Below are 12615 nucleotides of genomic sequence, written 5' to 3'. Positions count from 1 at the left end.
GCTGTCCGCCCCTTCGATAAACCCGATCGACCCGCTGGGTGGGCGGGCGAAGGGCCAGCGCGACACTGTCCGGAACGCGGAGCCGCGCCCGATCCGGGCGGTGTGGGCGCGTTCACACCGCAGCCGCGCGCCGGGGCGGTGTGGCCACCCGAGCGGGGTGATGACGTGCAGGTTCGCGACAGGCTTGCCGAGCAGTCCGGCAAGGCGCTTCGGCGGCCGAATCGGGCGTGTCGCGGTGCGACGCGCACATCCGGTGCGACGCAGTCGATTTCGTTGCGCTATCGTCATCGAATCGACATCAGGAGGGTTCATGTCGGACGCCCGCTCCGATTCCCGCGCTCGGCGCTCCGGCGCCGCGGACAGCGCCGATCCGGTGCTCAGCGATGGTGCGCCGCTGTCGGTGTCGCTGACCGACACCGATCTGCGGGTGATCGACACCCTGCTCGCGCCGCTGCGCGCGTGGACCAGCCCGCGCTTCTACGGCTTGGAGAACATTCCCGCCGACGGCCCGGTGCTGCTGGTCGGTAACCACAACCTGCTCGGCGGCATCGACGCGCCGATGCTGCTGCCCGAGGTGCTGCGCCGCCGTGGCCGCCTGATCCGCGGTCTCGCCGAGAACGTGCTGATCAACGTCCCCGGAGTGCGCCACCTGCTGCACCGCTACGGCGCGGTGCGCGGGACCCGGTCCAACTGCCTGGCGCTGCTGCGGCGCGGCGAGGCCGTGATGGTGTTCCCGGGCGGCGGCCGGGAGGCGGTCCGCCGCAAGAACGAGAAGTATCTGCTGAAGTGGGAGGGGCGCAGCGGCTTCGCGCGCATGGCCATCGAGGCGGGCGCGCCCATCGTCCCGGTCGCGATGATCGGCGTCGACGACGCCTACGACATCGTGGTCGACGGCGACCATCCGATGCTGCGCCCGCTGCGCTGGACCGTGCAAGCGCTCGGGCTCAGCCGCGACCTCACCCCGCCGCTCATCCGTGGCGTCGGCCCCACCGTCATCCCGCGCCCGGAACGCTTCTATTTCTCCGCGGGCGCGCCGATCGACCCGGCGCCCTGGCGCAACGCCGGTGACATGCACGCCGCCGCGACGGAATTCCGCGACGTGGTACGCAAGGCGCTGGAGGAGGAGATGAACTTCCTCTTCGCCGAACGGGCGCGCGACGAAGGACGCACCCTGGTGGGCCGCGTGCGCGGCTGGCTGCAGCGCTGAGCTCCGGCGCTTTCGGACCGGTGCGCGGGCCTGCTGCGGACATGAGCGCCTGATCGCCCCCGGGGCCAGGCCACCGCGGCGGCCTTGTTCCCGGCGGTGCAGCGGTGCCGGTTTTCGGCAACGCCCGGTTCGCCGCCCGCGAATGGGTGGGCTGGGTTCGCGTGGTCCTGCGGGTGGAAAGGAACGCTCGCCCGTTTGCCGGGAATCTCGCCCGCTGATCCCGCCCCGTGCCGCCGCTCCTGGTGAGACCATGGTTATGGCCCAGAAGTGAACACGGATTCTCCTTCCGGGTACGGTATGGGGCAACGACTGGTCGGTGTGGATCGGCCGGTGTGGTCACTAGGAGGTTGGCGTGGAACGCACACTGTTCGAACCCGAACACGAACTGTTCCGGGAGTCGTTCCGCAAGTTTCTCGATCAGCACGTCGCGCCGAACCACGCGAAGTGGGAGGAACAGGGCATCGTCGATCGAGAGGTCTGGCTCGAGGCGGGCAAGCAGGGCTTCCTCGGCATGGCCATGCCGGAGGAGTACGGCGGCGGCGGAGTGAAGGACTTCCGTTACAACGCCATCGTCTCCGAGGAGTCGGTGCGCGGCCAGTACTCCGGTCTCGGCTTCACGCTGCACAACGATGTGATCGCGCCTTATCTGCTGGAGCTGGCCAACGAGGAGCAGAAGCAGCGCTGGTTGCCCGGATTCTGCTCCGGCGAGATCATCACCGCCATCGCCATGACCGAACCGGGCACCGGTTCCGACCTGCAAGGCATCAAGACCCGAGCGGTTCGCGACGGGGACGATTGGATCCTCAACGGCGCCAAGACCTTCATCACCAACGGCATCAACTCCGACATCGTGATCGTGGTGGCGCAGACCGATCCGGAGAAGGGCGCGATGGGCTTCAGCCTGTTCGTGGTCGAGCGCGGGATGCCGGGCTTCGAGCGCGGCCGCAACCTGGACAAGCTCGGCCTCAAAGCGCAGGACACCGCCGAACTGAGCTTCACCGACGTGCGCGTGCCCGGTAAGAACCTGCTCGGCACCGAGGGGATGGGCTTCATCCACCTCATGCACAACTTGCCGCAGGAGCGGCTGTCGATCGCGGTGATGGCGGCGGCGGCCATGGAGTCCTGCCTGGACATGACCATCCAGTACGTCCGCGACCGCAAGGCGTTCGGCAAGCCGATCGGCGCTCTGCAGAACACCCGCTTCGTGCTCGCCGAGCTGGCCACCAAGACCACCGCGGTGCGCCTGATGGTGGACAAGTTCATCGAGCTGCTCAACGAGAACAAGCTCAGCGCCGAGGACGCCGCCATGGCCAAGTGGTGGAGCACCGAGGAGCAGCTCGACCTGATCAACCGCTGCCTGCAACTGCACGGCGGATACGGGTACATGAAGGAATACCCGATCGCCAAGGCGTACATGGACGCCCGCATCCAGACCATCTACGGGGGCACCACGGAAATCATGAAAGAGATCGTCGGGCGCAGCCTGAAACTCTCCTGACCATCAGCGGTCACCCGCTCGGGCCGACGGCGATTGTCGCGTCGTCGGCCCAGGGATCCGGGTCGCCACCGAGCGCCCCACGTCAGCGGGAGTTGGCGTAACTTGCGACACTATCGCCTCCTGAAGTGCGGGAGGACTCGGCGGCCGTCGAGTGCCCGAGTGGAGGAGATCCGGTGCCCAGCTTCGCCAATCAGGTCGTGCGTGCTTATCTGCGAGCGACGCGGGCCAATCGCGTGTTCGTCGACGCCGAGGCCGCGCACGAGCGAATCCGGAAGTTGAGCCTCCGGCCCCGCAATTACGGTCCGCCACGGCGGCTGCGCGCGGATGTGACGATCGCGGTGGAGCGCCGCGGTGGTTGGCCGGTCTATACCCTCGCGCCGACTGGACGTAAGCCGCGGGGAAATGTCGTGTACGCGCACGGCGGCGGTTGGGTGCACGAGATCGCGCCGCAGCACTGGGCGCTGTGCGCTTCGATCGCGGCCGAAGCCGGCGTGGCCGTGACGGTGCCCATCTATCCGCTGATCCCGTTCGGCACCGCCGGGCAGGTCGTGGCGGGCTTCGTGGAGCTGGTGCTCGACCACCGGGCGACCTACGGAAGCGTCTGCCTGGCAGGGGATTCGGCGGGTGGGCAGATCGCGCTGTCGGCCGCGGTGGTCCTGCGCGACGAGCATCGCGCGCGACTGCCGGCCACCGTGCTGATCGCGCCCGCGCTGGATCTCTCGCTGAGCAATCCCGAGATACCGGTCGTGCAGCCGCGCGACCCGTGGCTGGGCGTCGCGGGGACCCGGGTGCTCATCGAGCGGTGGCGGGGCGAGCTGGAGCTCGGGGATCCGCGGGTCAGCCCGCTCGCCGCCGACCTGCGCGGACTCGGGCCGCTGACGATCTTCTGCGGTACCGACGACATCCTGTATCCGGACAGTCGCCTGCTGGTCGACGCGGCGCGCGGCGCGGGAGTCACGGTCGACTACCACGAGGGGCCGGGCCTGCCGCACGTCTACCCCCTGACGCCGACGCCCGAAGGGCGGGCCGCACGCCGAGTCGTCATCGACAGGCTGCGCAGCGCCCTCGTCCGGTGAACGAGCTTCGGCGGGCGACGAGCGCCGGGTCCCGGATTCGGTAGTCGGGCTCAGGCTCACGCACCGGACGCGGGCAGGGTCACCACGAAGCAGGCGCCGCCGGGCGCGCCATCGGTGACGTGAATGGCGCCGCCATGGCGTTCGACGACATCGCGGACGATCGCCAAGCCGAGCCCCGCCCCGCCCTCGTCACGGGTGCGTGCGTCGTCCAGGCGGACGAATCGCTGAAAGATGCGGTCGCGATCGGCCTGCGGCACACCGGGGCCGTCGTCGGCGACCGACAGCACGATCCGTCCGTCCGCGCCGCGCCCAACTGTGGCGAGTACGGTGCTCGCGGCATGCCGCTGCGCGTTGTCGACGAGGTTGCCCAGCACGCGGGCCAGCTGGGTCCGGCTTCCGGTGACCATGGTGGCCTCGTCCGGGGCCGCGACGTCGACGGTGACCCGGTCGCCGACGCGGTGGGCCAGTTCGTCGCGCACCAGGGCGGTCAGGTCGACACGTTCCGATCGCGGTTGCTCGCCCGCGTCGAGCCGAGCCAGCAGCAGGAGGTCGGCGGCGAGGTGTTCCAGTCGGATGGTGTCATCGATCAGCCCGTCCAGTTCCAGCAGATCCGGATGCGCCTGCGCCACCTCGAGTTGCGTGCGCAGGCTGGCGATCGGGCTGCGCAATTCGTGTGCCGCGTCGGCGATGAACTGGCGCTGGCGCTCCGCTGATTGCTCCAGCGCGGCGAGCGTCGCGTTGGTGGTCTTCGCCAGCCTGGCGATTTCGTCGCGTGAGCGCGGTTCGGGAACGCGGCGGGAGAGGTCGCCGTCCATGATCTCCGCGAGTTGCGCGCGGATCGCCTCCACCGGACGCAGAGCGCGCCGGGTGACCAGCCAGGTCACGGCGGCGACCACGACGAGCAGGGGAGACAGGCCGATCAGCATGGCTTGCCGCGCGTCGGCCACCGCGCTGTCGGTGGTCTCCAGGGACGCGCCCGCGTAGACGGTGGCGGGTTGGCCACCCGGGAGGGTCACCGGGAGTGCGGCGACCCGGAACGGCTGGGGTCCGTCCTCGACGTCCACCGTCAGCCGTACGTCGCCGAATTCGGCCTCGGCCGCCGCGGGATCGGCGGGCGTCGCGGTGTTCTGCCCGTCCTCGTCGTCGTCCTGCTCGTCCTCGTCGTCGTCCTCTTCCTCGTCCCCGTCGTCCTCGTCGTCGCGGGATTTCGCGTAGGGTCCGAAGTCGGCCATCGGCGGTTGACCCTGCAGCTCGCGAGCGACCGCCAGGACTCGGCGGTCGATCGAAACCACCTGCACCGGATGGTCTTCGGCGTCGGGCAGCGTCAACCGCGCGAGGTCGCCCGCCGTCGCGATCTCGACCGCCGTATCCCGTGCGGTGGTCTCCGCCTGCAAGCTCGCACTCTCCACCAGGTTGTGCCGCAACACCGCGAGCACCGCGAGCCCGGCCGCCACCAGCGCGACCGTGACCACGACCGTCGCCGCCACCGTGGTGCGCGCGCGGACCGAACGCCACCAGGCCCGCTTGCTCCGCTCAGCCAAGGTCGGCTGCCAACCGGTAACCCGCGCCACGGACTGTGGTGATCGATCGGCGTCCGAAAGGCGCGTCGATCTTGCGTCGCAGCGTGCTGATGTAGACCTCGACGATGTTCGGATCACCGTCGTAGGCGAAGTCCCAGACGTGCTGGAGGATATCGGCTTTCGAGACCACTTCCCCGGCCCGGACGGCAAGGTGCTCGAGGACGGCGAACTCCTTGGCGGTCAGCGTGACCTCCTGCGTTCCGCGTCGGCAGGTGCGGGTGCCGGGGTCGACGGTGAGGTCGCCGACGCGCAGAACCCGTGCGCCGCCACGGGTCCGGCGCCGCAGCAGGGCGCGAATCCGCGCGAGCAGCACCAGGTAGGAGAAAGGCTTGCTGAGGTAGTCGTCGGCTCCGGTGTCCAAGCCCTCGGCCTCGTCGTACTCGCCGTCTTTCGCGGTGAGCATGAGCACGGGCGTCTCGTGACCCGCGGCGCGCAGCGCGGCGCAGACCCGGTAGCCGTTCATCCCGGGCAGCATGATGTCGAGGATGATCAGGTCGTAGTCGGTGGTCGTCGCCAGGTGCAGGCCCTCGGCGCCGTCGTGCACCACATCCACGGCAAAACCCTCGGCAGACAAGCCTTTTGCCAGTGTGAGGGCCAAACGTTTCTCATCCTCGACGATCAGCAGACGCATCCACCAAGAGTGGCAGACCGACCCTGAAACCGTCTTCAGGTCGCTTCAGCTCGCCTTCAGCTCGATTCGCCACAGTAGACGCATTCGAGATCAGCTCTCCCGCAGGAGGTTCCACATGACCACCGTATTCCGCCGCGCTTACGCCGGTCTTCGCTGGCTCATCGTCGGCACGGCCGTCGCGGCCGCCGTGGTCGGTCTGAGTGTCGTCCTGTCCGCTGTCGCCACCGGTGGCCCGGACGGTCACACCGTCGCCTTCCGCTCGCTCGCCGGGGATTGGTCGCCGGCGGCCGACACGGGAGTCGGCAGGCAGCAGGCCATCGACAAGGCGCTGGCAGCCGTGCCCGGCGGCCGGGTCTTGTCCATCGAGTTCGACATCGATCGGGGCATCCCGGTGTGGCAGGTCGACCTCGGCACGCCCGAGGGGGCGGAGTACGACGTGACGGTCGACGCGAACAGCGGCGAGGTGCGCACCACGGCCGACCACGACTGACCCCTCCGCGCGGGCCTGGCCGCGCACGTGTGACACATCGGGCGGGTGGGTGAGCACGAGGTGTTCGCTGCCGGGCGGCCGGGATCCAGAGGGAGATCCCGGCCGCGGCTGCGTCCGCATATTGTCCCTGGCGTGACGCCGTTGATGCCCACGTACAACGCATCGGAGATTTCTCCCGCAGCCAGTTTGCCCGGGAGTAGCCTCTAGATTGTCCGCTCGAGGAATCGAGGTCGCGATGCACGAGATGGCCATCACGCGGAGCGTCATCGACGCCGTTTGTGAGCACGCGGCGGGTAGGCGGGTGCACTCGGTCACCGTCGAGGTCGGCGCGCTGTGCGCCGTCGTCCCCGACGCCATGCGCTTCTGTTTCGAAGTCGCGGCCGAATCCACTCTCGCCGAAGGGGCGGAGCTGATCCTGGTGGAGATCCCCGGCGCCGCGGCGTGCCGGACCTGCGGCGCGGAGTTCCGGTTGCCGGACCCGATCCCGCTGTGTCCCTGCGGCAGCGCCGATGTCGAGATCCGTTCCGGGCGCGAACTGCGTATCCGATCCATGGAGGTGAGTGAGGCATGTGCGCAACCTGCGGGTGTGGCGACGACGCCGCCGCGCTGATTCGCGTCCCGCACGACCACCAGCATGCGGAGGGGCACGAGCACGCCCATCCGGCCGAGCACGGTCACACGCACGAGCACGCGCACTGCCCGGACACCGACCACGTTCACGTGCCCGCCACCGAGACGGTCAGCCTGGAACTGAAGGTCCTCGCCAAGAACGACCGGCTGGCCCAGCGCAACCGGGCCTGGCTGGCCGAGCGCGGCATCGTCGCGCTGAACATGACCAGCTCGCCGGGCGCGGGCAAGACCACCCTGCTGGAACGCACCATCCGCGAGTCCGGCCGGACCCCCATCGCGGTGATCGAGGGCGACCAGGCCACGTTGCTCGACGCCGAGCGGATCAAGGCCACCGGGTGCCGCGTCGTGCAGGTCAACACGGGCGCGGGATGTCACCTGGACGCCGAGATGACCTATCGCGCGCTGGAGGCGCTCGATCCCGCGCCGGGCACGCTGCTGTTCGTCGAGAACGTCGGCAACCTGGTCTGCCCGGCGCTGTTCGATCTGGGGGAGCGGCAGAAGGTGGTCGTCGTCTCGGTGACCGAGGGTACGGACAAACCGCTGAAGTATCCGCACATGTTCCAGGCGGCGGGACTGGTGCTGGTGAACAAGATCGATCTGCTGCCCTATGTCGATTTCGACTTGGACCGATGCCGGGAGTACATCCGTGCGATACATCCCGGCGTGGAGGTCCTGCCGCTGTCCGTCAGCAGCGGTGCAGGCCTGTCTACCTGGTACGACTGGCTGGCCGAGCAGGGTTGCGCGGCCGGTTCGGCGGCACTTGAGGATGCCGCCGGGCACGCTTAAGGTGAAGTGATCAGGATCACATTCTGGGGTGGCCCCTTCTTCGAGAAAGGCGAGATCCGGCCCCCGGTGATCCGCTGCGGAAGGTGTCGGTATATGCCCACTCAGGAAGCAGTACGAGCCGAAGAAACGTTGATCCACGTGCTCTGGATCAACGCGGGGCTCAGTTGTGACGGTGACTCCGTCGCCTTGACGGCGGCCACGCAGCCGAGCATCGAAGAGATCGCCCTCGGCTCCCTCCCCGGTCTGCCCAAGATCGCCGTGCACTGGCCGCTCATCGACTTCGAGTGCGGACCCAACGGCGGCGCGGACGATTTCCTGGAGTGGTTCTTCAAGGCCGACCGCGGGGAACTCGAACCGTTCGTGCTCGTGGTGGAGGGCTCGATCCCGAACGAGCAACTCAAGGAAGAAGGTTACTGGTGCGGGTTCGGCAACAATCCCGCCACCGGCCAGCCCATGACGACCAGCGAATGGCTGGACCGTCTGGCGCCGAAGGCCACGGCGATCATCGCGGCGGGCACCTGCGCGACCTATGGCGGCATCCACGCGATGGCAGGCAACCCGACCGGCGCGATGGGCGTGCCGGACTATCTGGGTTGGGACTGGAAGAGCAAGGCGGGTATCCCGATCGTCTGCGTGCCGGGCTGCCCGATCCAGCCGGACAACATGTCGGAGACGCTGACCTATCTGCTCTACATGGCCACCGGGCAGGCGCCGATGATCCCCCTCGACGACGCGCTGCGGCCCAAGTGGCTGTTCGGGGCGACCGTGCACGAGGGTTGCGACCGCGCGGGCTACTACGAGCAGGGTGAGTTCGCCACCGAGTACGGCTCGCCGAAATGCATTGTGAAGCTCGGCTGCTGGGGGCCCGTGGTCAAGTGCAACGTGCCCAAGCGCGGCTGGATCAACGGCTTGGGCGGCTGCCCGAACGTCGGCGGCATCTGCATCGGCTGCACCATGCCGGGATTCCCGGACAAATTCATGCCGTTCATGGACGAACCGCCCGGCGGGAAGTTCTCGTCCACCGCATCGGGGCTCTACGGATCGGTGATCCGCAGTCTCCGTCACATCACCGGACGCACGGTCGACAAGGAGCCGCACTGGCGGCACCGGGGCCGGAAACTGGAGACCGGCGCGACCCGCACCTGGTAGGAGGATCTCTGATGACACAGATCATCCCGGAGCCGTCGCACCGGACGATCGAGCCGGACCGTCTCGTCGAGATGGCGTGGGACCCGATCACTCGCATCGTCGGCAGCCTCGGCATCTACACCAAGATCGACTTCGACAACCGGGAAGTGGTCGAGTGCCACAGCACCTCGTCCATCTTCCGCGGCTACTCGATCTTCATGAAGGGCAAGGACCCGCGCGACGCCCACTTCATCACCAGCCGCATCTGCGGCATCTGCGGCGACAACCACGCCACCTGTTCCTGCTACTGCCAGAACATGGCCTACGGCGTGCGGCCGCCGCACCTGGGCGAGTGGGTGGTGAACCTGGGCGAGGCCGCCGAGTACATGTTCGACCACAACATCTTCCAGGAGAACCTGGTCGGCGTGGACTACTGCGAGAAGATGGTGGCCGAGACCAACCCCGGCGTGCTGGCCAGGGCGGAGAACACCGAGGCGCCGCACGCCGGCCAGCACGGCTATCGCACCGTCGCCGACATCATGCGCGCGCTCAATCCGTTCACCGGTGAGTTCTACCGGGAGGCGCTGCAGGTCAGCCGGGTCACCAGGGAGATGTTCTGCCTGATGGAAGGCAGGCACGTGCACCCGTCCACGCTGTATCCCGGCGGCCCGGGCACGGTCGCGACGATCCAGCTGATGACCGACTACATGTCGCGGCTGATGCGCTACGTGGAGTTCATGAAGAAGGTCGTGCCGATGCACGACGACCTGTTCGACTTCTTCTACGAGGCGTTGCCCGGCTACGAGAAGGTCGGCCTGCGGCGCACGCTGCTCGGCTGCTGGGGCTCGTTCCAGGACCCCGAAGTCTGCAACTTCGAATACAAGGACATGGCGGACTGGGGCCGCAAGATGTTCGTCACCCCGGGCGTCGTGGTGGACGGCAAGCTGCTGACCACCTCCCTGGTCGACATCAACCTCGGCCTGCGCATCCTGCTGGGCAGCTCGTACTACGAGGACTGGACCGATCAGGAGATGTTCGTCCCGACCGATCCGCTGGGCAACCCGGTGGACCGGCGCCACCCCTGGAACCAGCACACCAACCCGCGGCCGCAGAAGCGCGACCTGGACGACAAGTACAGCTGGGTGATGTCGCCGCGCTGGTTCGACGGCACCGATCACCTCGCCCTGGACACCGGCGGCGGCCCGCTGGCCAGGTTGTGGGCGACGGCGCTGGCCAACCTGATCGACATCGGGTACGTGCAGGCCACCGGGAACAGTGTTCGGATCAACCTGCCCAAGACCGCTCTCAAAGGCCCGGTCACGCTGGAGTGGAAGATCCCGGTGCACGGCAGCAACACCCTCGAGCGCAACCGCGCGCGCACCTATTTCCAGGCCTATGCGGCGGCCTGCGCACTGCACTTCGCGGAGAAGGCGATGGCGGAGATCCGGGCCGGCCACACCAAGACCTGGGAGAAATTCGAGGTCCCCGAAGAAGGCATCGGCTGCGGCTTCACCGAGGCGGTGCGCGGCGTGCTGTCGCATCACATGGTCATCCGGGACGGGAAGATCGCCAATTACCACCCGTATCCGCCCACGCCGTGGAACGCCAGCCCGCGTGACAGCTTCGGCACCCCGGGACCCTACGAGGACGCGGTGCAGGGCCAGCCGATCTTCGAGGAGAACGACCGCGAGCACTTCAAGGGCATCGACATCATGCGCACCGTGCGCAGTTTCGATCCGTGCCTGCCGTGCGGCGTGCACATGTATCTCGGCAAGGGGAAGACGCTGGAGAAACTGCATTCACCGACGCAGACGCTCACCCCCGAGTGAGCAGGCGTCGGGCGAGACGACCGGAGGTGACGGTGGAGGATCGCCCGCACGACCAGGACGACGCGACGCTCGGTGAATCCCGGTGGCGCGAAGCCGGCGATCGCATCGAGACCTTGCTCGAGGCGAGTTCGGCGGGCGGTGCGCTCGCGCGCGAGCGCGCCGAGCAGTTGGTGCGCGAACTCGTCGAACTCTACGGCGCCGGACTGGCCCGCGTGGTCGGGCTGCTCGACGCGGCGGAGGTCGAGCGGCTGGCCCGCGACGATCTGGTCGCGAGCCTGCTGCTCGTGCACGGCTTGCACCCGCACGACGTGGACACCCGGGTGCGCGACGCGCTGGATACCGTGCGCCCGTACTTGGGCTCGCACGGCGGCGACGTCCACCTGGTCGACATCGTCGACGGCGTGGTCCGCTTGGAGTTGGCGGGTAGTTGCAGGAGCTGCCCGTCGTCGTCGGTGACGCTCGAACTGGCGGTGGAGGACGCGGTGCGGGCCGCGGCGCCGGAGATCGAGTCCATCGAAGTCGTCGCCGCCCGGACGGAGTCGGCGGGGGTGATCTCCGCCGACTCGCTGTTCTCGCGAGTACACGCGCCCGATCGCCGCTCGGGCAATTGGGTCGCGGTTCCCGAACTGGCCGAGCTGAGCGCGGGCGAGGTGGGCGGATTCGCCGTCGCCGGGCTGAGCGTGCTGGCCTGCCGGGTCGGCGCGGAGCTGTACGCCTACCGGGACCATTGCCCGGGATGCGACCACTCTCTCGCGGGCGCGGTGCTGGAGCGCCGCGTGGGATTCCCGGCCGGTGACGCGGTGCTGCGCTGCCCGACCTGCCGGGCGCACTACGACATGGTGCACGCGGGAGCCCGGGTCGACGGCGAAGGGCACCTCGAGCCGCTTCCGGTGCTCGTGCGTTCCGGTGAACTGTCGGTGGCGGTGCCGGTGGGGGTGCGCGGGTGAGCACGCCGTTTCGCGCGCTGCAGCGGATCGCCGCCGATCGCGGGCCGAGGGCCCGGCCCGGCGAACGGTGTGAGATGTGCGCGGAGCCCATCGCCGGCGAACACCAGCACGTCGTGGACGTCGAAGGCAGGCAGCTGATGTGCGTGTGCCGCGGTTGCTATCTGCTGTTCGTCGACCAGAACGCGGTGCTGCGGTATCGAGCGGTGCCGGACCGGTATCTCGCGTTCCCGGATTTCGCGATCAGCCAGCCGGAATGGGACGCGCTGGAGATCCCGGTGAGCCTGGCGTTCTTCTTCCGCAACTCCGCGCTGGGCCGGACGGTGGCGTTCTATCCGGGGCCCGCGGGCGCTACGGAATCGGAACTGCCGCTGGAGCAATGGGAAGCGATCCTGCGGCGGCATCCCGAACTGGACGTGCTCGCCCCCGACGTGGAGGCGCTGCTCATCCGGGTGCCCGACCGGTGGACCGAGCGGGCGGGCTGCCTGCTGCTGCCGATCGACGCCTGCTACGAGTTCGTCGGCCGGATGCGGCTGCTGTGGCGCGGGTTCGACGGCGGTCAGGGCGTGCGGCGGTATCTGGAGCAGTTCTTCACCGAGGCGTCGGCGCGCGCGTCGTGCGGGGGTGCGCCATGAGCCCGGTGTACTCGACGACGTTCGCGGTGCTCGAGATGAAACCCGAGCCGTACGCGGTCGCGCCGATCCTGTCCGCGCGCGTCGGCATCGCCGCACTCGCGGAGGAACCCGTGCACGCCATCGCCCTGCGCGCGCAGGTGCGCATCGAGCCGTTCCGCCGCGCCTACTCCGACGAGGAGGG

At 68.8% G+C, this 12615-nt stretch carries 13 protein-coding genes; 11 read left to right on the top strand and 2 right to left on the bottom strand.

The window, feature by feature from the left end; all coding sequences use genetic code 11:
- The first annotated feature begins 310 nt into the window (after window positions 1–310).
- The 3 genes from ON27_RS17715 to ON27_RS17705 all read left to right on the top strand — a co-directional run bounded on the left by ON27_RS17715 (window position 311) and on the right by ON27_RS17705 (window position 3781).
- Window positions 311–1207, top strand: a complete 897-nt coding sequence (locus ON27_RS17715) for a lysophospholipid acyltransferase family protein (RefSeq protein ID WP_051046716.1) — start codon at window positions 311–313, stop codon at window positions 1205–1207.
- 352 nt (window positions 1208–1559) lie between these two features.
- A complete protein-coding gene (locus ON27_RS17710) occupies window positions 1560–2705 on the top strand; it encodes an acyl-CoA dehydrogenase family protein (RefSeq protein ID WP_043728167.1) in 1146 nt (381 codons plus the stop codon).
- Window positions 2706–2878: 173 nt separating this feature from the next.
- Window positions 2879–3781 (top strand): alpha/beta hydrolase, encoded by a 903-nt coding sequence (locus ON27_RS17705; protein WP_043728165.1) that lies wholly within the window; start codon window positions 2879–2881, stop codon window positions 3779–3781.
- A gap of 56 nt (window positions 3782–3837) precedes the next feature.
- On the opposite strand, the gene ON27_RS17700 is transcribed toward ON27_RS17705, so the two are convergent.
- On the bottom strand, window positions 3838–5322 hold the full coding sequence (locus tag ON27_RS17700; protein ID WP_043728178.1) for a sensor histidine kinase: 1485 nt from the start codon (window positions 5320–5322) through the stop codon (window positions 3838–3840).
- The gene (locus tag ON27_RS17695) at window positions 5315–5992 is read right to left on the bottom strand and encodes a response regulator (protein WP_043728161.1); all 678 of its coding nucleotides are present in this window, start codon (window positions 5990–5992) and stop codon (window positions 5315–5317) included. Before ON27_RS17695 ends, ON27_RS17700 begins: the two co-directional genes overlap by 8 nt.
- A 115-nt stretch (window positions 5993–6107) precedes the next feature.
- Between ON27_RS17695 and ON27_RS41310 the strand changes: the two genes are divergently transcribed.
- From ON27_RS41310 to ON27_RS17655, 8 genes are all read left to right on the top strand, one after another.
- Window positions 6108–6482 carry a PepSY domain-containing protein gene (locus ON27_RS41310; protein WP_043728158.1) on the top strand — a complete coding sequence of 125 codons (375 nt, stop codon included), beginning with the start codon at window positions 6108–6110 and terminating at the stop codon, window positions 6480–6482.
- A 235-nt stretch (window positions 6483–6717) separates the two neighbouring features.
- Window positions 6718–7092, top strand: a complete 375-nt coding sequence (locus ON27_RS17685) for a hydrogenase maturation nickel metallochaperone HypA/HybF (RefSeq protein ID WP_043728154.1) — start codon at window positions 6718–6720, stop codon at window positions 7090–7092.
- The gene (gene hypB, locus ON27_RS17680) at window positions 7050–7898 is read left to right on the top strand and encodes a hydrogenase nickel incorporation protein HypB (RefSeq protein ID WP_051046715.1); all 849 of its coding nucleotides are present in this window, start codon (window positions 7050–7052) and stop codon (window positions 7896–7898) included. The genes ON27_RS17685 and hypB overlap by 43 nt, the downstream gene beginning before the upstream one ends.
- A gap of 93 nt (window positions 7899–7991) precedes the next feature.
- On the top strand, window positions 7992–9047 hold the full coding sequence (locus ON27_RS17675) for an NADH-quinone oxidoreductase subunit B family protein (RefSeq protein ID WP_043728151.1): 1056 nt from the start codon (window positions 7992–7994) through the stop codon (window positions 9045–9047).
- Window positions 9048–9058: 11 nt separating this feature from the next.
- Window positions 9059–10855 carry a nickel-dependent hydrogenase large subunit gene (locus ON27_RS17670; protein ID WP_043728146.1) on the top strand — a complete coding sequence of 599 codons (1797 nt, stop codon included), beginning with the start codon at window positions 9059–9061 and terminating at the stop codon, window positions 10853–10855.
- A gap of 32 nt (window positions 10856–10887) precedes the next feature.
- A complete protein-coding gene (locus ON27_RS17665) occupies window positions 10888–11802 on the top strand; it encodes a NifU family protein (RefSeq protein WP_051046717.1) in 915 nt (304 codons plus the stop codon).
- A complete protein-coding gene (locus tag ON27_RS17660) occupies window positions 11799–12434 on the top strand; it encodes a DUF5947 family protein (RefSeq protein ID WP_043728140.1) in 636 nt (211 codons plus the stop codon). The genes ON27_RS17665 and ON27_RS17660 overlap by 4 nt, the downstream gene beginning before the upstream one ends.
- On the top strand, window positions 12431–12615 hold a 185-nt coding region (locus tag ON27_RS17655), incomplete at its 3' end, for a DUF6084 family protein (protein ID WP_043728136.1). The genes ON27_RS17660 and ON27_RS17655, both read left to right, overlap by 4 nt.

The sequence above is a fragment of the Nocardia asiatica NBRC 100129 genome, assembly GCF_000308415.1.
Taxonomy (GTDB): domain Bacteria; phylum Actinomycetota; class Actinomycetes; order Mycobacteriales; family Mycobacteriaceae; genus Nocardia; species Nocardia asiatica.
Note: the sequence above shows the minus strand (reverse complement) of the source record. Positions and strands in the feature narration are given on the sequence as shown.